The organism is Nocardioides sp. Soil777 (genome assembly GCF_001428425.1).
In the GTDB taxonomy this organism is placed as follows: domain Bacteria; phylum Actinomycetota; class Actinomycetes; order Propionibacteriales; family Nocardioidaceae; genus Nocardioides; species Nocardioides terrigena.
Genome location: NZ_LMSN01000018.1, coordinates 135,868 through 154,853, shown reverse-complemented (window position 1 = coordinate 154,853; position 18,986 = coordinate 135,868). Strand labels below are relative to the sequence as shown.

General features: G+C 73.3%; 23 protein-coding genes and 3 tRNA genes. 16 read left to right on the top strand and 10 right to left on the bottom strand.

The window, feature by feature from the left end; all coding sequences use genetic code 11:
- Positions 1 to 2: 2 nt before the first annotated feature.
- Positions 3 to 737, bottom strand: a complete 735-nt coding sequence (locus tag ASG88_RS17795) for a class I SAM-dependent methyltransferase (RefSeq protein ID WP_056888779.1) — start codon at positions 735 to 737, stop codon at positions 3 to 5.
- Complete coding sequence (locus tag ASG88_RS17790; protein WP_056888778.1) at positions 737 to 2,371, bottom strand: acyl-CoA dehydrogenase family protein; 1,635 nt, start codon at positions 2,369 to 2,371, stop codon at positions 737 to 739. Before ASG88_RS17790 ends, ASG88_RS17795 begins: the two co-directional genes overlap by 1 nt.
- 19 nt (positions 2,372 to 2,390) lie before the next feature.
- On the opposite strand from ASG88_RS17790, the gene ASG88_RS17785 reads away from it, so the two are divergent.
- Positions 2,391 to 3,356 (top strand): YihY/virulence factor BrkB family protein, encoded by a 966-nt coding sequence (locus ASG88_RS17785; protein ID WP_056888777.1) that lies wholly within the window; start codon positions 2,391 to 2,393, stop codon positions 3,354 to 3,356.
- Between the two features lie 2 nt (positions 3,357 to 3,358).
- Positions 3,359 to 4,468: a potassium channel family protein gene (locus ASG88_RS17780; RefSeq protein ID WP_414858647.1), complete on the top strand. Its 1,110-nt coding sequence runs from the start codon at positions 3,359 to 3,361 to the stop codon at positions 4,466 to 4,468.
- Positions 4,469 to 4,473: 5 nt separating this feature from the next.
- Here the strand turns inward: ASG88_RS17780 and ASG88_RS17775 are convergent, their stop codons facing one another.
- On the bottom strand, positions 4,474 to 5,247 hold the full coding sequence (locus ASG88_RS17775) for a thioesterase family protein (RefSeq protein WP_056888775.1): 774 nt from the start codon (positions 5,245 to 5,247) through the stop codon (positions 4,474 to 4,476).
- Positions 5,248 to 5,358: 111 nt separating this feature from the next.
- Between ASG88_RS17775 and ASG88_RS17770 the strand changes: the two genes are divergently transcribed.
- Genes ASG88_RS17770 through ASG88_RS17760 form a run of 3 tightly spaced genes read left to right on the top strand, consistent with a single transcriptional unit; the run spans position 5,359 to position 8,344 of the window.
- Positions 5,359 to 5,793, top strand: coding sequence for an SRPBCC family protein (locus ASG88_RS17770; RefSeq protein WP_056888774.1), 435 nt, complete (start codon positions 5,359 to 5,361; stop codon positions 5,791 to 5,793).
- Complete coding sequence (locus tag ASG88_RS17765) at positions 5,790 to 6,731, top strand: SDR family NAD(P)-dependent oxidoreductase (RefSeq protein WP_082600653.1); 942 nt, start codon at positions 5,790 to 5,792, stop codon at positions 6,729 to 6,731. The genes ASG88_RS17770 and ASG88_RS17765 overlap by 4 nt, the downstream gene beginning before the upstream one ends.
- Positions 6,728 to 8,344 carry a phytoene desaturase family protein gene (locus tag ASG88_RS17760; RefSeq protein ID WP_056888773.1) on the top strand — a complete coding sequence of 539 codons (1,617 nt, stop codon included), beginning with the start codon at positions 6,728 to 6,730 and terminating at the stop codon, positions 8,342 to 8,344. The genes ASG88_RS17765 and ASG88_RS17760 overlap by 4 nt, the downstream gene beginning before the upstream one ends.
- A gap of 4 nt (positions 8,345 to 8,348) precedes the next feature.
- Here ASG88_RS17760 and ASG88_RS23900 read toward each other — a convergent pair whose 3' ends face one another.
- From ASG88_RS23900 to ASG88_RS23895, 4 genes are all read right to left on the bottom strand, one after another.
- A complete protein-coding gene (locus ASG88_RS23900) occupies positions 8,349 to 8,846 on the bottom strand; it encodes a DUF3253 domain-containing protein (RefSeq protein WP_056888772.1) in 498 nt (165 codons plus the stop codon).
- Positions 8,847 to 9,057: 211 nt separating this feature from the next.
- On the bottom strand, positions 9,058 to 9,555 hold the full coding sequence (locus ASG88_RS17750) for a hypothetical protein (protein WP_056888771.1): 498 nt from the start codon (positions 9,553 to 9,555) through the stop codon (positions 9,058 to 9,060).
- Positions 9,552 to 10,166 carry a glycosyltransferase family 4 protein gene (locus tag ASG88_RS17745; RefSeq protein WP_056888770.1) on the bottom strand — a complete coding sequence of 205 codons (615 nt, stop codon included), beginning with the start codon at positions 10,164 to 10,166 and terminating at the stop codon, positions 9,552 to 9,554. Before ASG88_RS17745 ends, ASG88_RS17750 begins: the two co-directional genes overlap by 4 nt.
- Positions 10,127 to 10,810 carry a hypothetical protein gene (locus ASG88_RS23895; protein WP_157559807.1) on the bottom strand — a complete coding sequence of 228 codons (684 nt, stop codon included), beginning with the start codon at positions 10,808 to 10,810 and terminating at the stop codon, positions 10,127 to 10,129. Before ASG88_RS23895 ends, ASG88_RS17745 begins: the two co-directional genes overlap by 40 nt.
- 331 nt (positions 10,811 to 11,141) lie before the next feature.
- Here ASG88_RS23895 and ASG88_RS24095 point away from each other — a divergent pair, with 331 nt between their 5' ends.
- The gene (locus ASG88_RS24095) at positions 11,142 to 11,267 is read left to right on the top strand and encodes a hypothetical protein (protein WP_268791521.1); all 126 of its coding nucleotides are present in this window, start codon (positions 11,142 to 11,144) and stop codon (positions 11,265 to 11,267) included.
- A gap of 192 nt (positions 11,268 to 11,459) precedes the next feature.
- Here ASG88_RS24095 and ASG88_RS17735 read toward each other — a convergent pair.
- From ASG88_RS17735 to ASG88_RS17725, 3 genes are all read right to left on the bottom strand, one after another.
- Positions 11,460 to 11,534, bottom strand: a tRNA-Val gene (locus ASG88_RS17735).
- Between the two features lie 15 nt (positions 11,535 to 11,549).
- Positions 11,550 to 11,623 (bottom strand) — tRNA-Cys (locus tag ASG88_RS17730).
- A gap of 44 nt (positions 11,624 to 11,667) precedes the next feature.
- Positions 11,668 to 11,740, bottom strand: a tRNA-Gly gene (locus ASG88_RS17725).
- A 136-nt stretch (positions 11,741 to 11,876) separates the two neighbouring features.
- Here ASG88_RS17725 and ASG88_RS17720 point away from each other — a divergent pair.
- The 10 genes from ASG88_RS17720 to lgt all read left to right on the top strand — a co-directional run bounded on the left by ASG88_RS17720 (position 11,877) and on the right by lgt (position 18,822).
- A complete protein-coding gene (locus tag ASG88_RS17720) occupies positions 11,877 to 12,698 on the top strand; it encodes an aminotransferase class IV (RefSeq protein ID WP_056888768.1) in 822 nt (273 codons plus the stop codon).
- A gap of 10 nt (positions 12,699 to 12,708) precedes the next feature.
- Positions 12,709 to 13,050: a phosphoribosyl-AMP cyclohydrolase gene (hisI, locus tag ASG88_RS17715; RefSeq protein WP_056888767.1), complete on the top strand. Its 342-nt coding sequence runs from the start codon at positions 12,709 to 12,711 to the stop codon at positions 13,048 to 13,050.
- The gene (locus tag ASG88_RS17710; RefSeq protein WP_056888766.1) at positions 13,043 to 13,714 is read left to right on the top strand and encodes a Trp biosynthesis-associated membrane protein; all 672 of its coding nucleotides are present in this window, start codon (positions 13,043 to 13,045) and stop codon (positions 13,712 to 13,714) included. The genes hisI and ASG88_RS17710 overlap by 8 nt, the downstream gene beginning before the upstream one ends.
- Before the next feature lie 85 nt (positions 13,715 to 13,799).
- A complete protein-coding gene (locus tag ASG88_RS17705; protein ID WP_056888765.1) occupies positions 13,800 to 14,000 on the top strand; it encodes an HGxxPAAW family protein in 201 nt (66 codons plus the stop codon).
- 4 nt (positions 14,001 to 14,004) lie between these two features.
- On the top strand, positions 14,005 to 14,409 hold the full coding sequence (locus tag ASG88_RS17700; RefSeq protein ID WP_056888764.1) for a DUF2752 domain-containing protein: 405 nt from the start codon (positions 14,005 to 14,007) through the stop codon (positions 14,407 to 14,409).
- Positions 14,410 to 14,453: 44 nt separating this feature from the next.
- Positions 14,454 to 15,236, top strand: a complete 783-nt coding sequence (gene trpC, locus ASG88_RS17695; RefSeq protein ID WP_056888763.1) for an indole-3-glycerol phosphate synthase TrpC — start codon at positions 14,454 to 14,456, stop codon at positions 15,234 to 15,236.
- Entirely contained in the window at positions 15,233 to 16,480 is a 1,248-nt protein-coding gene (gene trpB / locus ASG88_RS17690; RefSeq protein WP_056888762.1) for a tryptophan synthase subunit beta, read from the top strand. The genes trpC and trpB overlap by 4 nt, the downstream gene beginning before the upstream one ends.
- Complete coding sequence (trpA, locus tag ASG88_RS17685) at positions 16,477 to 17,280, top strand: tryptophan synthase subunit alpha (RefSeq protein WP_056888761.1); 804 nt, start codon at positions 16,477 to 16,479, stop codon at positions 17,278 to 17,280. The genes trpB and trpA overlap by 4 nt, the downstream gene beginning before the upstream one ends.
- Complete coding sequence (locus tag ASG88_RS17680) at positions 17,273 to 17,896, top strand: SCO family protein (protein ID WP_162259863.1); 624 nt, start codon at positions 17,273 to 17,275, stop codon at positions 17,894 to 17,896. The genes trpA and ASG88_RS17680 overlap by 8 nt, the downstream gene beginning before the upstream one ends.
- A complete protein-coding gene (gene lgt / locus ASG88_RS17675) occupies positions 17,893 to 18,822 on the top strand; it encodes a prolipoprotein diacylglyceryl transferase (protein ID WP_082600649.1) in 930 nt (309 codons plus the stop codon). The genes ASG88_RS17680 and lgt overlap by 4 nt, the downstream gene beginning before the upstream one ends.
- Positions 18,823 to 18,986 lie beyond the last annotated feature (164 nt).

Sequence of the window (18,986 nt, the reverse complement as noted above, 5' to 3'; positions counted from 1 at the left end):
GCTCAGCGGCGGGTGGCGTCGATCTCGAGCCGGACGTAGTCGATGACCGGCTCGGTCATCGCCTCCCGCACCGCACGCACGAACGGCCGGTGCTCCTCGGCCGGCAGCGCCTCCAGGTGCGAGCCGAGGTTGACCGTCGCGAGGTAGGTCTCCATCAGCTCCGGGTCCTCGAGGCGCAGGGGGTCGGGCCGCAGCCGCACGTCCTCGACCTCGAAGCCCGCGCCCTCCAGGGACGCGCGCGTCTCGTCCACGCCCTTGAACGACGTGCCGAACTTGCCGTCGCCCGTCACCTCGACGAGGGCCGCGGTCATCACCGCCAGCTGTCCCTGCCCGCCGCAGTCGGACGTGAGCCGTGCGCCCGGGCGCATCGCCGCCGCGAGGTGGGCGAAGAGCAGGTCGTGGTCGGTGATCCAGTGGAAGGCGGCCACGCTCATCACCGCGTCGACGGGCTCGGTGAGGGGCAGCGGCTCGGTCAGGTCCGCGACGTGCAGCTCGGCCCGGTCGCCGAGCCGGGTGCGGGCCTGCTCGATCATCTGCGCCGACCCGTCGATGCCGACGAGGTCGACCCCCGGCCAGCGCTCGAGCAGCGCGGCGCCGTCACGACCGGTGCCGCACCCGGCGTCCAGCACCCGCTCGTCGCCCGTGAGCCGCATCCGGTCCAGGACCCGCTGGCCCCAGGCGACGTGGGGGAGCGGCAGCGAGTCGTACGTCGACGCGTCCCACTCGCGGGTGGCCATCAGGCCACCACCGGGGTCGTGCGCCCGACGATCGCGGCGAGGTCGGCCCCCGCGAGGGTGCCGAACGTCCCGTTGTACGACGCCCCGAGCCGGATGGAGCAGAACGCGTCGGCCACCTCGGTCGGCCCGAAGCGGACGAGCAGCGAGCCCTGCAGGCAGGCGGCCATCTGGCCGGCGAGGCGACGGGCGGACACCTCGAGCGAGGTGACGTCGCCGAGGAGCGTGAGCGTGTCGTCGACCGCGCGGTCGAGGTGCGGGTCCTCGCCGCGGGCGGCGCCGACCTCGGTGATCCAGGCCTCCAGCGTCTCGGGCTCGCGGGACAGCGCGCGCAGCACGTCGAGCGCGTTGACGTTGCCCGAGCCCTCCCACACGGAGTTGAGCGGGGACTCGCGGAAGAGCAGCGGCATGCCGGACTCCTCGACGTACCCGTTGCCGCCGAGGCACTCGAGCGCCTCGGCGACCATGGGCGGCGTGCGCTTGCACACCCAGAACTTCGCCAGCGGCAGTGCGATCCGCCGCAGCGCGGCCTCGTGGGCGTCCCCGGGCCGGTCGACGGCCGCCGCGAGCCGCAGGCCCAGCGCGGTGGCGGCCTCGGACTCCACCGCGAGGTCGGCCACGACGTTCTGCATCAACGGCTTGTCGACGAGCCGCCCGCCGAAGGCCGAGCGGTGGGTGACGTGCCACGACGCCTCCGCGAGCGCCCGGCGCATCAGCGACGCGGAGCCGAGGACGCAGTCGAGCCGGGTGGCGGCGACCATCTCGATGATGGTGCGCACGCCGCGGCCCTCGTCGCCGAGCCGCTGGGCCAGGGTGCCGTCGAGCTCGAGCTCGGAGGAGGCGTTGGAGCGGTTGCCGAGCTTGTCCTTGAGGCGGACGACGTCGATCCGGTTGCGGGTGCCGTCGTCGAGGACCCGCGGCACCACGAAGCAGGTCACGCCCTCCTCGGCCTGGGCGAGCACGAGGAAGACGTCGTTCATCGGCGCGGACGTGAACCACTTGTGGCCGTGCAGCGTGTACCAGCCGTCGTCCCCGGTCGGGCGGGCCTGCGTCACGTTGGCCCGGACGTCGGAGCCGCCCTGCTTCTCGGTCATGCCCATGCCGGCGAGCGCGCCGAGCTTGGCCGTGTGGGCCCGCACCCCGGGGTCGTAGCGCAGCGAAGCCAGCAGCGGCGTCCACTCCTTCGCGATCGCGTCGTCGGCCCGCAGCGCCGGGACGGCGGCATACGTCATCGAGACGGGGCAACCGTGGCCGGGCTCGGTCTGCGACCAGGCGAGGAAGCCGGCCGCGCGGCGTACGTGCGCGTGCGGCTCGTCCGACGTCCAGGGGGCGGCAGCGAGGCCGTGGCCGACGGCGCGCTCCATGAGCCAGTGCCACGACGGGTGGAAGGCGACCTCGTCGATCCGGGTGCCGTAGCGGTCGTAGGGGACCAGCTCGGGGTGGTGGCGGTTGGCGAGCATCCCGTGCTCGCGGGCGTCGGCGGTCCCGGCCTCGGCACCCAGCGGCACCAGGTCGTCGAGGACGTCGGCGGAGGCGTGCCGGAGCACCGCCTCGCTGAGCGCGAGGTCGGAGGTGACGACGTTGTGACCGACGAGTGGCGGGGCCTGGTTGGTGGCGTCCCGGAGATGGGCCTGCATGGTGGATACCGTAGGCCCCATGGTCACGGTGGGGCAGCAGCATCCGGCGCTGCGCACCCTTCGGGCGAGGGGTGTGACGGTCCGCGAGCACCTCTGGCGGATCACCGTCGCGACGGTGGGATCGTGCATGCGCTACCGGGTGACCGGGCTGGCCGCCGAGGCGGCCTTCTTCGCGATCCTCTCGGTGCCGCCGCTGGTCTTCGCGATGGCCGGCGCGATCGGCTACGTGTCGGACCGCTTCACCGCGGCCCAGCTGGACGACGTGCGGCAGGCGGTCCTCGACCTGTCCTCCCAGGCGCTCACCGAGCGGGCCGTCGACACCATCATCCGGCCGACCATCGACACGGTGCTCGAGGGCGGTCGGTACGACGTCATCTCGGTCGGCTTCGTGCTCGCCCTGTGGTCGGGGTCGCGCGCCCTCAACGTCTTCGTCGACACCATCACGATCATGCACGGGCTCGGCGGGCACCGGGGGATCGTCAAGACCCGCGCCCTGTCGTTCGTCCTCTACGTCCTGGCGATGCTCACCGGGGTGGTCAGCATCCCGCTGGTGGTGGCCGGCCCGAGCCTGGTCGAGCGGTGGCTGCCCCCACGCTTCGAGTTCCTGATGGGCTTCTACTGGCCGCTGGTGCTGCTCCTGTGCGTCTGCTTCCTCGCGACGCTCTACCACGTGTCCGTGCCGGTGCGGACCAACTGGGCGTTCAACCTCCCGGGCGCGGTGTTCTCGCTGGTGGCGTGGGTCGGCGGCTCGTTCGTGCTGCGTTGGGTCCTGACCGTCACGGCCGCGGAGTCCCGGTCGATCTACGGACCGCTGGCCGCCCCCATCGCGGTGCTGCTCTGGCTCTACCTCCTGGCCATCGCCGTGCTCATCGGGGCCGCGGTCAACGCGTCCTTCGACACGGTGTTCCCGCAGGGCACCACGACGCGGGCCCGCCACGAGCTCGTGCAGCGCCTGCGCAGCCGCATCACCGTGAAAGACTCCTGAGCGTGCCGGACCTCCCCCCACGCGACACCAGCTCGTTGAGCAAGACGATGGTCGCCCTCCCCGACCCGGCGCGGTCCCCCTGGTGGGAGCTCGGGCGCCGTCTGCTGCTGGCGCTGGCGATCCTGGTCGGCACCGTCCTGCTGGTCTACTTCGACCGCGAGGGCTACCGCGACGGCAACGACCCCGCCACCGACTACGCGGTGGGCTTCACGGACTCGATCTACTACACGACCGTCACGCTGAGCACCACCGGCTACGGCGACATCGCGCCGGTGACCACCCAGGCCCGCATGGTCAACGCATTCATCATCACCCCGCTCCGCATCGCCTTCCTGGTGCTGCTGATCGGCACCACCCTGGAGGTCCTTGCCTCCCAGGGCCGCGAGATGTTCCGGGTCGCCCGGTGGAGGAAGAGCATGGGAGAGTCCGAGCACGTCGTCGTCGTCGGCTACGGCACCAAGGGCCGCAGCGCGGTCGACACCCTGGTCAACAACGGCCAGAACCGCGAGGCCATCGTCATCGTCGACCCGAGCGCGCTGGCCCTCGAGGAGGCGCACGCCGACGGGCTGGCCGTCGTCACCGGCGACGCCACCCGGCGCGAGGTGCTCCGGCGGGCCGGGGTGCAGACGGCCACCCAGGTCATCATCACCACCGACCGCGACGACTCCAACGTGCTCGCGACGCTGACCGTGCGCCAGCTCAACCCCGACGCGTGGATCGTGGCGGCGGTGCGGGAGCAGGAGAACGTCTCGCTGATGAAGCAGTCGGGAGCCAACTCGGTCATCACCTCCTCCGACGCCGTCGGCCGCCTGCTCGGCCTGTCGTCGATGTCGCCGATGCTCGGCTCGGTGATGGAGGACCTCCTGACCTACGGCGAGGGGCTCGAGGTCGCCGAGCGCGACCTGCTGGTCAACGAGGTCGGCAAGCAGCCGCAGTCGCTGCCCGACCAGGTCATCGCCGTGATCCGCGACGAGAAGGTCTACCGCTACTTCGACCCCGTGGTCACCCTGCTGGCCCGCGGCGACCGGCTGATCGTCGTACGGCCCGCGAAGGAGCTGCCCTGGGCGCCGCGTCCCGGCACCCACGGCGAGGAGGCGGCGGACGAGGACTGACTCCCTCAGGTCAGCTTCGGGCGCACGGTGAGCGACTGGGCGATCGTGCCGACGGGTCCTGCCTCGTCGTGGAGCACCGTGCTGGTCAGGCCGTGGCCCGAGGGTCCGAAGGACACCGTGGTGTCGAATCCCAGCCACCCCGTCGCCGGCGCCCGGAAGAGGTGCGCGGTGAGGTCCAGGTTGGGGAAGGCCACCTCGCCCGGGTCGGCCCGCACGGTCATCCCGTTGGCGATGTCCAGCAGCGCCGCCGCGCGGGCCGTGGCGCTGACCGGATCGTCGACGAGCGGCACGTCCGTCGTGACCCAGTAGGACCCCCGCCCGGGTGCCTGTCGGTCGCGACGCACGTCGACGGACTCGATGAACCCGCCCGGCCACACCGACGTGGGGTCCCACGGCTCCATCTCGTCGGGGCCGGGGATCCGGGGGAGGTCCGTGCCGGCGATCGCTGCAGTGTCGCCCGAGCCCAGCAGCCACGCGCGCAGCACGACCCCGGGCCGGCCCGCGTGCGACAGCACGGCCTCGACCAGCTCGATGGTGCGACCGGGCCGGCGGACGTGCACCTCGACGCTCACCTCGTCCATCGGCAGGGTGCCGAGGATGTCGTAGGACAGCCGGGTCAGCACGAGGCCGTCCTCGCGACGCCGGTCCCGGTCGGCCTCGACGAGGTGCGCCATCAGGCCGAGTGCCGGGGCGACGTGCTGCTCGTCGACGTCCCACGCCCCGCCCACGTGCCGGGTCGGTGTCCAGCAGGTCTCACCGGTGCGCTCGAAGTAGGCCACCGTCCCCATCCTCGCAGGGACGCACGTCACCCCGGGACGGCCCCTCGGGGTGGTGGGCGAGCCGGGCGCGCATCGCTAGCGTGGTGGGACCCCGACGACAGGAACCGAACCATGGCGGAGAACACCCGACTCGTGCACGCGACCCCCGAGCAGGTCTGGGAGGTGCTGAGCGACGGCTGGCTCTACCCGGTGTGGGTGGTGGGTGCCTCGCGGATGCGCGAGGTCGACGACGACTGGCCGGCCGTCGGCAGCAAGCTCCACCACTCGGTGGGCCTGTGGCCCCTGCTCATCGACGACAACACCGAGGTCACGGCGACGGTGCCGGGCCACTCGGTCACGCTGCGGGCCCGGGCCTGGCCGGTCGGCGAGGCGGAGGTGAGCATCCGGCTGCTGCCGGTGGGGGCCGAGACCGAGGTGCGCATCATCGAGGACGCCGTCTCCGGGCCGGGCGTCCTGGCGCCGCGGCCGGTGCGGGGCGTGACGCTCAAGTGGCGCAACACCGAGACGCTGCGCCGCCTCGCGTTGATCGCCGAAGGGCGTCGATGAGTCCCCGGGTCGTCCTGGTGACGGGTGCCTCCAGCGGCATCGGCGAGGCCACCGCCCGGCTGTCCGCCCGCCGGGGCGACCACCTGGTGCTGCTCGCCCGCGGGCGTGAGGCCCTGGAGCGCGTCGCCGCCGACTGCGACGCACTCGGCGCCGCCACGACGATGGTGACCCCCGCCGACGTCTCCGACGACGACGACGTACGCCGCGCGGTCGCCGCTGCGGTCGAGCGGCACGGCCGGCTCGACGTCGTCGTGGGCGACGCGGGGGTCGTCGCCTACGGCCGCATCCAGGACGTCCCCGTCGAGGTCTTCGACGCCGTCCTGGCCACCAACCTGCACGGCTCGGTCAACCTCGTCCGGCACGTGCTCCCCGTGCTCCGCCGGCAGGGAGAGGGCAGCGTCGTGCTCGTCGGCTCCCTGATCGGGCACATCGCGGTGCCGGACATGGCGGCGTACGTCGTGTCCAAGTGGGGCCTGCGCGGGCTCGTGCGCCAGCTCCGCGTCGACAACCGTGACCGGCCGGCGCTGCGCTTCGGCTACGTCGCGCCGGGCGGTGTGGACACGCCGATCTACGAGCAGGCCGCGACCTACGGCGACTCCGTCGGGCGTCCGCCGTTCCCCGTCCAGACGCCCGAGCGGGTGGCGGCGCGGGTCCTGGCGGCCGCGGCCCACCCCTGGCGCGGAGGGCAGTCGAACGCCGCCAACCACGTGATCCGGTTCGGCTTCCGGGTCCTCCCGCCGGTCTACGACCGCTTGGTCGGCCCGCTGTTCACGCTGGCCGCCCAGGACCTCGAGCGCGAGGTCGAGCTCGGTCCCGGCAACGTGCTGGAGTCGCGTCAGGAGCGCAACGCGCTCCGCGGCACCCACGGCAACGCCCTGGTGGGCATCGCCCGCAACGTCGCGGAGCTGGGCCGGCGACGCAAGGCGCTGGCCCGATGACGGGCACGACGTACGACGCGGTCGTCGTGGGCGCCGGGCCCAACGGCCTCGTCGCGGCCAACCGGCTGCTCGACGCGGGCTGGTCGGTCCTCCTGCTGGAGGCCCAGCCCGACGTCGGCGGCGCCGTGCGCAGCGACCGCGAGCTGCACCCGGACTTCGTGCACGACACGTTCAGCGCCTTCTACCCCCTGGCCGCCTCGTCCCCGACGATCCGGTCCTTCGACCTCGAGGAGCACGGCCTGTCCTGGCGGCACGCGCCCTCGGTGCTCGGTCACCCGTTCCCCGACGGCAGCTGGGCGGTGCTGCACCACGACCGGGAGGCGACCGCCGCCGGCCTGGAGGCACACTGCGCCGGCGACGGCGAGGCCTGGCTCGAGCTCTGCGCCCAGTGGGACCGGGTGGGCCCCCACCTCATCGGCGCCCTGCTCACACCCTTCCCGCCCGTCCGCCACGCTGTCGGCGTGCTGGCCGCCCTGCGGCACGTCGGGGGGCTCGGCTTCGTCAAGACGCTGCTCACCCCGGTGTCCGAGCTCGGCCGGCAGCGCTTCGGGGGAGAGGCGGCCCGCGTGCTCCTCGCCGGCAACGCGGCCCACGCGGACATCCCGCTCGACGCCCCCGGCTCCTCGCTGCTCGGGATGCTGCTCGCCATGATGGGCCAGACCGTCGGCTTCCCGGTCCCCGAAGGCGGCGCCGGCGAGCTCACCCAGGCGCTGGCGCGTCGCTTCCGTGCGCGCGGGGGCGAGATCCGGACCGGTGCCGAGGTCACCCGCGTCGACGTGGAGCGGGGACGGGCCACGGGCGTCCGGACCGCCGACGGTGAGCGGTACGCCGTACGACGCGCGGTCGTGGCCGACGTGCTGGCCCCGACGCTCTACACCCGGTTGCTCGACCCCGCGGACGTGCCCGACCGCGTCACCCGTGCCCTGCGCACCTTCGAGCTCGATCCGGGGACCGTCAAGGTCGACTGGGCGCTCGACAGCGGCGTCCCGTGGACCGGCGCGCCCGACCTGGCCCCCGGGACCGTCCACGTCGCCGACTCGGTGGCCGACATGTCGCAGGCGATGAGCCAGGTGCAGTCCGGGGCAGTGCCAGCGGCTCCCTTCATGCTCACCGGCCAGATGACGACGTCCGACGCCAGCCGCTCGCCAGCGGGCACCGAGTCGTTCTGGGCGTACGCCCACGTGCCCCAGCGAGCCACCTCGGACGCCGGGGACGGCGGCATCCGGGGCACGTGGGACCGCGACGACTGCGAGAGGTTCGCCGACCGCATGCAGGCGCGGCTGGAGAAGGCCGCGCCCGGCTTCGGCGACCGGGTGCTGGCGCGCCGGGTGCTGGGACCGCGCGAGATGGAGGCCCGCGACGCCAACCTGGTCGGGGGTGCCCTCAACGGCGGCACCGCCCAGCTGCACCAGCAGCTGGTGTTCCGGCCGGTCCCGGGGCTCGGACGCGCCGAGACCCCGGTCCGTGGCCTCTACCTCGGGTCGGCGTCGGCGCACCCGGGCGGCGGCGTGCACGGGGCCTGCGGCGACAACGCGGCACGGGCCGCGATCGCCCGGGACCGCGTGGAGCGGGTCCTCCCCGGCCGCGGCGGCCGGGGGCTCCTCGGTCGCTGAGCGGTCAGCGCTCGAGCGCCGGACCCGCCGCGAGCCTCACCGGGCCGCGCGCTGACCGTGGGTCGTCGACGCGCGTCCCACCCTGCTGGACCTCCACGACCTCCTGCTCGTGCAGCTCGCGGGCGACGTCGCGGGCCACGGGCATGAGGTCGCGCCACTGCTCGCCGCCCACCACGCGGGCCGCGTCGCTGGGGCAGATGGTGCTCGTCTCCCGGTGCCTCAGCAGCGCCCGGACGGTCGCAGCGAGGCGGTCCCGCCGTCCCTCCTCGGACGGCTCCTCCCACCAGGGCTCGCCGCGCTCCCCGAGGGCCACCTTGGCGTCGTGGACGAACGGGCGGGCCGCGTCACCGCGGCTGCCCACGAGGCGGCGGGCCCGCATGAGCTCCTTGACCAGCTCCGCTCGCAGCGGCTCCGGGATCGAGGTGTCGGTGGCCCGCCATCGGCGACCGTCGACGACGATGTGGTGGCCGTCGGGGGTCCGCTCGACGTCGTCACCGCTCATGTCGACACCCTAGGCGTCGCCTGTCCGCGGGCCACCGTGCACCGGACTCCGGTGACGTGACGGTGGACCACGTCGGAGGGGAATCTCGGGGGAGGGACTCCCCGCCGACGCGGCAGCGACGACGCTACTCCGCACGCGGGTGGCTTGTCTGCGCCGCGCGTGAGCCTCGCCAAATCAGGTGAGCACCGGTCTGGACGGTGTGCCGGGTGCGTCAGTCCTCGGGCGGCCGGGCCGGCGCCGGTCCGGTGAAGGTGAAGCCCTCGATGGCCGCCAGCTCGCGCGAGTGCGCGCGGATCGAGTCCTCGGCGATCCGCCGGCCCTGCCGGTTGATCCCCTCGACCATCTCGGTGCGGGCGCTGGCCAGGGAGGCCAGTGCGTGCTCGTGCAGGTCGGCCAGGTAGCGCAGGTCCAGGACGTGCCCGTCCTCCAGGGGCGTGACCGGAGCGGACTTGCCCCGCGACGTGGGGAGAGGGGGTCGTGGGCCGTCCGCGTCCCGGACCGTCCACGACGACACCAGACGGACCGCGGTCCTGCCCCGGGCCCGCTGGGTGGCGGCGGTGAGCCGTGCCAGCCCGCGGATCCCGGGGTCGGTCGACTGCCCGGCCTGCACACTGAGCGCCGTGACCGTGCGGACGCTCGGCAGCACCTGGTCGAGGTAGCGCCGGTCGGCGTCGTTGGCCTGGCGGTTGCCGGGGGACTGGGGACTCATGCCATCTCTCCCGCTCGGACCGACGGGACGGGCATGCCGGCGAGGGCGCGCACCGGCACCGGACGCGGGGTCGTGTCCGGCGAGGGCAGCCGGACCAGCTCCTCCAGCTCCTGCACGATGCTCCACGGCGTGGGAGCGGACGGTTCCCGCAGGACCGCGAGCAGCTGGTCGACGGATTGGGACACCGTGAACGACCTCGCGGCCGCCGCGCGCTGGGCATCGGGGACGGCTCCCCGCGCCAGGGCCTCCAGGATGCCGTGGGCGAGGGCCTCGGAGTTGTCCGGCGCGATGAGGTCGAGGGCACCGCAGTCGGTCTCGGGGAGACCACCGTCGTCGGAGGCCACCACGCGGCAGCCGGAGTGCTGCGCCTCGATGGAGACGATGCCGAAGGTCTCGTGCCAGTACTGCCCGTTGGACGGCATGACGACGACGTCGTGCTCCGCCATCAGGGCGGCCACGTCTGCGGGCGAGGTGCGCGCCTCCACGAGGCGGATCCGCGGATGCGTGCGCAGCATCCGCTCGATGGTCCGGCCCTGGGGCTTGTCGGCCCCCGCGGTGGTGACCGTGAAGGTCAGGGACGGGTCCTGGTCGATGAGGTCGGTGTGGAGCATCGCCAGGAGGGTGTAGATGCCCTTCTCGGGGTGAGGCGCCCGGCGTACAGGACGCGGCGACCGACGTGGTCGGGCCGGTCGTGGCTGGCGAACACCGGCTCGGCGAACGGGTAGACCACGTGGATGTCGGCGACGTCCACGTCCAGGAACCTGCTCCACAGGTCGGCCGCGTAGCTGCTGGTGGCGATGAGCGTCCGGTCCCGCGTCGCCGCGGCGACCTCCGCCCGCTGCCGGGCGCGCAGCGGAGGGGGGACGTGCAGGACCTGGTACGCCGGACGGCGGGTGGGCACGGGCGGGGCGTCGCTCACGAACACCACCGTGCCCTCGAGCGCGCTCACCTCGGACCACGACCCCAGGGACAGGAACGGGATCGCGTCGAACTCCCGGCGACCGTCCGCCGTACCCAGGCCGCAGGTGACGACCCGGGCGTCGACGCCGCGGCGGTTGAGCTCGCGGACGTGGCCGATCGTGAAGTTCTCCGAGCCGCCGGTGCCGGCGGGGAGACGCTCGCCGGGGGACCAGACGAAGGAGATCACCGGGTGGCCGGGGAGCTGGACGAGCCCCGCTGGACGTGGTCGCTGCTGGGGCGTGGATGCATGTCGGCTACCGCCTGCGTTGCTGCAGGACCGGCACGCGATGTCCATGGACCCATCGTCGGCCGCTGGCCCTTGCAGTCGTGCCTCCAACCTACTCGACGGTCGGGCAGTCGAAGGCGACGTCCAGCGATGGTTCCGGGACAAGACGAAGCCACCCGTCGGCGCGCGTCCTGCGCGGCCTGCCGACGGGTGGCTCAGCGTGACCCAGCGAATCCCCCCGGATCCAGCCGGTCACAAGCTCGTTCCCTCAGGTTAGGTGCGTGGCTCCTGCGGCGTAAACCGCCCGTTCGGACTAGCGCTCCGCCGACTTCGGTCGCCCCGCTCCGGATGCCGCCCGTGCCCGTTGCGACCGTGCCTTGCGCCGGAGCACCATGGGCAGATGACACAACCCGCACACGAGCATGACGACCAGGAGGCGTGGCGCGACCTCCAGGACGTGCTCGAGGAGCGCGACGCCGAGTGGTGGGCCGGCGAGCAGGACTCGGGCGACGGAGAGCGGGACTGACGATCGGTCGCGGGACGAGTGGCGCTGGAGCTCGTCCGAACCACCGCAAGCTGGGGGCGCGGACCGCACCGAGGCGGTCCGCAGGGCCTACGACCTGGGGCTGCTCTGAGGAGAAGCCCCCGCCTCCATCGGGCGAGAGAAGCAAACAGCCCCTGAGCTGCGGCTTCGCAGGTCAGGGGCTGTTCGTCGATCTGGTGGGCGATACTGGGATTGAACCAGTGACCTCTTCCGTGTCAGGGAAGCGCGCTACCGCTGCGCCAATCGCCCAGGTCTTGACTTGTGTGGAGGTGGGTACGGGATTTGAACCCGTGTACACGGATTTGCAGTCCGTTGCCTCGCCTCTCGGCCAACCCACCGCGGGGGGCCCTCCAGGGAGGGACCCGGTGGAGAGACCTCTCCGAGCGGACAACGAGACTCGAACTCGCGACCTCAACCTTGGCAAGGTTGCGCTCTACCAACTGAGCTATGTCCGCCTGCGCTTCCCCTCCGGTGACCCGGCGGGAAGTGCGAGTGGAACATTAGCCGACGGTGCGGCGGGTGCCAAAACCGGGTCCCCCACCGCGTGTTCCCGGGCGGTTCCGCGGGGTCCCGGCTGCCTAGAGTGACCCCATGCGCGCGTGGATGAACGGTGACCTGCTGACCGACCCGACCGGCCCGGTGCTCGGGGTCACCGACCACGGGTTCACCGTCGGTGACGGTGTCTTCGAGTCCGTCAAGACCCTGGACGGCCGCCCGTTCGCCCTCACCCGCCACCTCGACCGCCTGGCCCGGTCCGCGACCGGTCTCGGGCTCGAGGCTCCCGACGAGGACGAGGTGCGCCGCGGCATCGACGCGGTGCTGGAGGGTGCCGGCGACCCGCTCGGGCGACTGCGCATCACCTACACCGCGGGGCCGGCGCCGATGGGCTCGGGACGCGGGGACGGCCCGGCCACCCTCGTCGTGGCCTGGTCCGCCCTCGAGCCGACGGGGGAGTCGACCACGGTCGCCACCGTGCCCTGGACACGCAACGAGCGCGGGGCGACGGCGGGGCTCAAGACCACGTCGTACGCCGAGAACGTCATCGCGCTCGCCCACGCCCAGCGGCAGGGCGGGACCGAGGCGATCTTCGCCAACACGGTCGGACACCTGTGCGAGGGCACCGGTTCCAACGTCTTCTACGTCGTCGACGGCGAGCTGCGCACCCCCACGCTGGCGAGCGGGTGCCTGGCCGGAGTCACCCGGGCGCTGGTGCTCGAGTGGTGCGGTGGTCGCGAGGTCGACGAGCCGATCGAGGTCGCCCAGCGCGCGGACGAGGCCTTCCTCGTGTCGACGACGCGCGACGTGCAGGCGATCAGGACGTGGGACGGCCGCGACATGCCGGCGCCGGGACCGGTCACCGCCGAGTGTGCCGCCACGTGGCGCCGCCGCGAGGGCGAGCGGATCGACCCCTGATACTGGAGGGGTGACCGACCTGGACCCCGCCATCGCCGACCGCCTCAAGCGCTCGGCCGACGGACTGGTGCCCGCGATCGTCCAGCAGCACGACACCGGCGAGGTGCTCATGCTCGGCTGGATGGACGACGAGGCGCTGGCCCGCACCCTGGAGACCCGCCGGGCGACGTACTGGAGCCGCTCGCGCCAGGAGTACTGGGTCAAGGGCGAGACGTCCGGCCACGCCCAGCACGTCCACGAGGTCCGGCTCGACTGCGACGGGGACACCCTGCTGATCCGCGTCGAGCAGGTCGGCGCCGCGTGCCACACCGGGGACCGCACCTGCTTCGACGCGGACCGGCTCGATGGCTGAGCCCTCGACGCCCGAGCCCTCAGCGCCCGAGCCCTCGACGCCCGAGTCCTCAACGCCGGCGCCCGACGACGAGCAGCGTCCCCGGACCGGCTTCGGGCCGGTGGTGCTCGCCGGGCTGGCCAGTGCCGGCCTCGCGGCCGTCGCCGGCACCCGGGCCTGGGTCGAGGGCACGTCCGGCCAGCTGAGCACCGAGACTGCCGGGGACGCCGCCGTCGTCGGCTCGGCGGTGGCCGAGGGGCTTGGGGAGATGCCGCTCGCCGGGGCGCTGAGCCTCGTCGTGCTCGCCGGCTGGGGGGTCGTTCTCGTGACCCGCGGTCGCTTCCGCCGGCTCGTGATGGGCGTCGCCGCGCTCGCCGCCGTCGGGCTGGTCGTCACCACGGTGTGGGCGCTCTTCACCCTGCAGGACTCGGTGGCGGACCAGCTCATGGCCGCGTCGGGCGCCGACACCGCGGACGTCCACCTCACCGGCTGGTACGCCGCGGCGTGCCTCGCCGCCGTCGGCTGCGTGGTCACCACGCTGCTCGCCGTCCGCCTCGTGCCCGCCTGGCCCGAGATGGGTCGCCGCTACGACGCCCCGGCAGGGGAGGCGGCACCCGCCGAACCGCAGGGCAACCTGGAGATCTGGAAGGCCCTCGACGAGGGGCATGACCCGACCGACCGGTAGTGGCCCCTAGACTGACCGGCGTCCGATCGGGGTCGCCGATCGCGCCCCTCGCCAGCACCGCACGCCTCGCACCAAAGGAGCACCCATGGCCAACAACCACGGCAACACCCCCGCTGCGTGGACCGCGGTGAGCGTGGCCATGCTCGGCTTCCTGGTCGGCTCGATCGCGCTCATGCTCTCGCCGGTCAGCATGACGCTCTTCTGGGTCGGCATCGCGCTGGGCGTCGTCGCCCTCCCGCTCTTCCTCGTGATGGCCCGGCTCGGGTTCCACGGCGACCCGCACTGACCTGATGGGCGCCCGGGCGCAGCGGCTCGCCGCACCGCTCGGTGCCGCCGCCCTCGTCGCGGTCGCGACCCTCGCGCTCGCCGTCCGCGACCCCCACCGGCCGGGCAGCTGGGGCTGGTGCCCCACGCAGGTGCTGACGCACCTCGACTGCCCTGCCTGCGGCAGCCTCCGTGCGGTCCACGACCTCACCCAGCTCGACCTCTCGGCCGCCGCGTCCAGCAACCTGCTCCTCGTCGTGGCGCTCCCCGTCGTGCTCGTGCTCTGGCTGCGACGGGTCGTCGTGCTGTGGCGAGGGGGAGAGGCGATGCGCCCCCTCACCGTGCCCACCGCCGTCTGGGTGGTCGGGATGGGGGTGGCCGTGGTGTTCACCGTGGCGCGCAACCTGCCGGGGTCCTGGCTCGCAGCCTGAGCCACCGTCGGCCCCGCCACCGGTGGAGTGAGAGGGTTGACCCCATGTCCGTGCTCGACCAGATCATCGTCGGCGTCCGTGAGGACCTCGCCGGTCGCGAGGCCGTCCGGCCGCTCGCCGACGTCCGCGCCGCGCTGGCCGACGTCGACCCCGCCCGCGACCCGATGCCGCACTTCCGCGCCCCCGGCTCCAGCGTGATCGCGGAGGTCAAGCGCAAGAGCCCCAGCAAGGGCGATCTCGCCGACATCCCCGACCCCGCGTCCCTCGCCGCGGCCTACGCCGCGGGCGGTGCGGCGGCGATCTCCGTGCTCACCGAGCGCCGCCGCTTCGGGGGATCGCTCGACGACCTCGTCGCCGTTCGCGCGGCCGTCGAGACCCCGGTGCTCCGCAAGGACTTCATCGTCACGAGCTACCAGCTCGTCGAGGCCCGCGCCGCCGGTGCCGACCTCGCGCTGCTCATCGTGGCCGCCCTCGACGACGACGACCTGCGCCGGCTCCACGACGAGGCGCGCGAGCTCGGGCTCACCGTGCTCGTCGAGGTCCACGACGAGGCGGAGACCGAGCGGGCGGTGGCCCTCGGCGCCGAGCTCGTCGGCGTCAACGCGCGCAACCTCAAGACCCTCGCGGTCGACAACGACACCTTCGGCCGCCTCGCCCCCCTCGTCCCCGAGGACCGGGTGCTGGTGGCCGAGTCGGGGATCAGCGGCCCCGACGACGTGACCCGGTTCGTGGGCGAGGGCGCGCGCGCCGTGCTCGTCGGCGAGGCGCTGGTCAGGGACGGCGACCCCACCGGCGCCGTACGTGCCATGACAGGAGTGCAGCGATGAGCCAGCAGGTCAGCCAGTACGACGCCGACGACCAGGGCTACTACGGCGGCACATGGGGCGGGCGGTTCATGCCCGAGGCCCTCGTCGCCGCGCTCGACGAGCTCACCCAGGCGTGGCACGACGCGATGGCCGACCCGGCCTTCGTCGCCGAGTTCGAGGCGATCTGCCGCGACTACGCCGGCACCCCGAGCCGGCTCTACCACGCCGAGCGCCTCTCCCAGCAGGTCGGCGCCCGGATCCTGCTCAAGCGCGAGGACCTCAACCACACCGGCGCCCACAAGATCCGCAACGTGCTCGGGCAGGCGCTGCTCACCCGCCGGATGGGCAAGCAGCGCGTCATCGCCGAGACCGGCGCCGGGCAGCACGGCGTTGCCAGCGCCACCGCGGCGGCCTACTTCGGGCTCGACTGCACCGTCTACATGGGCTCGGTCGACACGCGTCGGCAGGCGCTCAACGTCGCCCGGATGAATCTCCTCGGCGCCAAGGTCGTGGCGGTCGACTCGGGCAGCGCGACGCTCAAGGACGCCATCAACGAGGCGCTGCGAGACTGGGTCGCCAGCGTCGACCACACGGCGTACCTCTTCGGGACGGCCGCCGGCCCGCACCCCTTCCCCAGCATGGTCCGCGACTTCACCCGCGGCATCGGCGACGAGGCGCGCGCCCAGGTCCTCGAGCAGTACGGCGCCCTGCCGGACGCCATCGCCGCCTGCGTCGGCGGCGGGTCCAACGCCATCGGGCTGTTCACCGCGTTCCTCGACGACGAGGACGTCAAGATCTACGGCTTCGAGCCCGGCGGCGACGGGGTCGAGACGGGGCGGCACGCGGCCACCATCCACGCCGGTGAGGCGGGGGTCCTGCACGGGGCCCGCACCTACGTCCTGCAGGACGAGGACGGCCAGACGGTCGAGTCGCACTCGATCTCGGCCGGCCTCGACTACCCGGGCGTCGGGCCGCAGCACGCGCACCTCGCCCAGACGGGCCGGGCGACCTACCGCCCGATCACCGACACCCAGGCGATGGACGCCCTCGCCCTGCTGGCCCGCACCGAGGGCATCATCCCGGCGATCGAGTCGGCCCACGCCGTGGCCGGTGCCATCGACGTGGCCCGCGAGCTGGCCGCCGAGAAGGGGCCGGAGGCCACGGTGCTCATCAACCTGAGCGGCCGCGGCGACAAGGACATGGGCACCGCCACCGAGTGGTTCAAGCTCGGCCAGCCCGACGACGAGACCGGAGACCCCGAGTGAGCGCGACCACCGCCACCGCCTTCGCGACCGCCCGCGCCGAGGGGCGCGCCGCGCTGGTCGGCTACCTGCCCGCGGGCTACCCGAGCGTGGAGGGCTCGATCGAGGCCATGCTGGCCATGGTCGACGCCGGCTGCGACATCATCGAGGTCGGCCTGCCCTACAGCGACCCGGTGATGGACGGGCCCACGATCCAGGCGGCCGCCCAGGCCGCCCTCGAGGCCGGCACCCGCACCAGCGACGTCATGCGCGTCGTGGAGGCGGTCGCCGCCACCGGGACGCCCACCGTGGTGATGACCTACTGGAACCCCGTCGAGCGCTACGGCGTGGAGCGCTTCGCCGCCGACCTCGCCGCCGCCGGGGGAGCGGGCCTCATCACGCCCGACCTCACCCCCGACTCGGCCCGTGAGTGGATCGAGGCGGCCGATGCCCACGGTCTCGACAAGGTCTTCCTCGTCGCCCCCAGCAGCACCGAGGACCGGGTCGCCATGACGACGGCCGCGTGCCGGGGCTTCGTCTACGCGACCGCCGTGATGGGCGTGACCGGGGCGCGGACCACCACCAGCGACCTCGCCGGCCCACTCGTCGCGCGCACGAAGGCGACCACCGACCTGCCGGTCTGCGTCGGGCTCGGCGTCAGCACCGGCGACCAGGCGGCCGAGGTGGCGTCTTACGCCGACGGCGTCATCGTCGGGTCCGCCTTCGTCCGCACCCTGCTGGACCACGCCGACGACCCGGGCGCGGGGCTGTCCGCGCTGCGCGTGCTCACCGAGGACCTGGCAGGTGGGGTGCGTCGTGCGTAGGACCCCCGGGGCCGTGGTGACGGCCCTCCTGTCCGCGGTCCTGCTGGCCGGTTGCGGAGGCTCCTCGAGCAGCGCCACCGAGTTCACCGGCACCCTCGTGGACCCGCCCTTCGAGGTCGCGGGCACCACCTTGGCCACCACCACCGGCGAGGACCTGTCGCTCGCCGACCCGGGTGCCCGGCTGACCCTGGTCTTCTTCGGCTACACGACCTGCCCCGATGTCTGCCCGCTGGTGATGTCCTCGATCGCCGGCGCGGTCAACCGCCTCGACGAGGACGACCGGTCCCAGGTCCAGGTCGCCTTCGTCACCACCGACCCGAAGGTCGACACCCCGCCGGTGATGCAGGACTACCTCGACGGCTACGGCATCGAGCAGGCGGGCGTGACCGCCGTCGGCGGCCGGGCCAGCCGGGACGAGACCGTGGAGCTCGGCGAGAGCGTTGGGATCTTCGTCGCGGACGCCGAGGAGCTCGAGAGCGGTGGCTTCGACCTCGGGAGCCACGGCTCCCAGGTGATCGCGGTCGACGCGTCCGGCCAGGCGCCGGCGTTCTGGAACCAGGACGTGTCCCCGGCCCAGCTGTCCGCCGACATCGAGACCCTGTTGAGTGAGTCATGAGCACCCTGACCGTGCTGCCCGAGATCCTCGTCCACTCCATCCCGAGCCCCAGCCAGGGCACGTGGTACCTCGGACCGCTGCCGATCCGCGGCTACGCCCTGAGCATCATCCTCGGCATCGTCGCGGCGATCTGGATCGGTGAGCGCCGCTGGCAGGCCCGTGGGGGCCGCGCCGGGGACATCGGCGACCTCGCGATCTGGGGCGTCCCGTTCGGCCTCGTCGGCGGCCGGCTCTACCACGTCCTCACCGACTGGCAGCTGTACTTCGGGGAGGGCGAGAACCCCGTGGCCGCGCTGTACATCTGGCGCGGTGGGCTCGGCATCTGGGGCGCGATCGCCCTGGGTGCGGTGGGCGTGATGATCGGCGCTCGGCTGCGCGGCATCAAGCTGCTCCCGCTCCTGGACGCCATCGCTCCCGGGGTGCTGGTCGCGCAGGCCATCGGGCGCTGGGGAAACTGGTTCAACCAGGAGCTCTACGGTCGTCCCACCGACCTGCCCTGGGCGCTGGAGATCGACCCCGCCCACCGGCCGGACGCCTACCCGGACGTCGCGACGTACCACCCGACGTTCCTCTACGAGTTCTTCTGGTGCCTGGGAGCCTTCGCGCTGCTGGTGTGGCTGGACAAGCGGTTCCGGCTCGGCTTCGGGCGGGTGGCCGCGCTCTACGTGATGCTCTACACGCTCGGCCGGGTGTGGATCGAGAACCTGCGGATCGACGAGGTCCAGCTGATCGACGTGGGCGGCCTGCGGCTCAACGTCTGGACCTCCATCGTGCTCTTCGTGCTCGCGGCGGCGTACTTCGCGTGGTCCGCCGTCAGGCGTCCGGGCCGCGAGGAGCAGGTCTACACCCAGGAGCGCCTCGACCACGACCGAGCCGACGACGAGGAGCCGACCACCCGTCCGGCGACCGGGGCGTCTGAGGGCTGAGATCGCCGTCTCACCCCGTGGCGCCGCCGGTGATAGATTTCCTGACGCGCGGGCCAACGCCGTCCCCTGCCGATCGCCACATCCACCGCCGGACCCCACCACGAGCACCTCGCACCACGCGGGACTGTGCGGTGTGTCCGGCGAACGACGACGGGAGAAAGCCA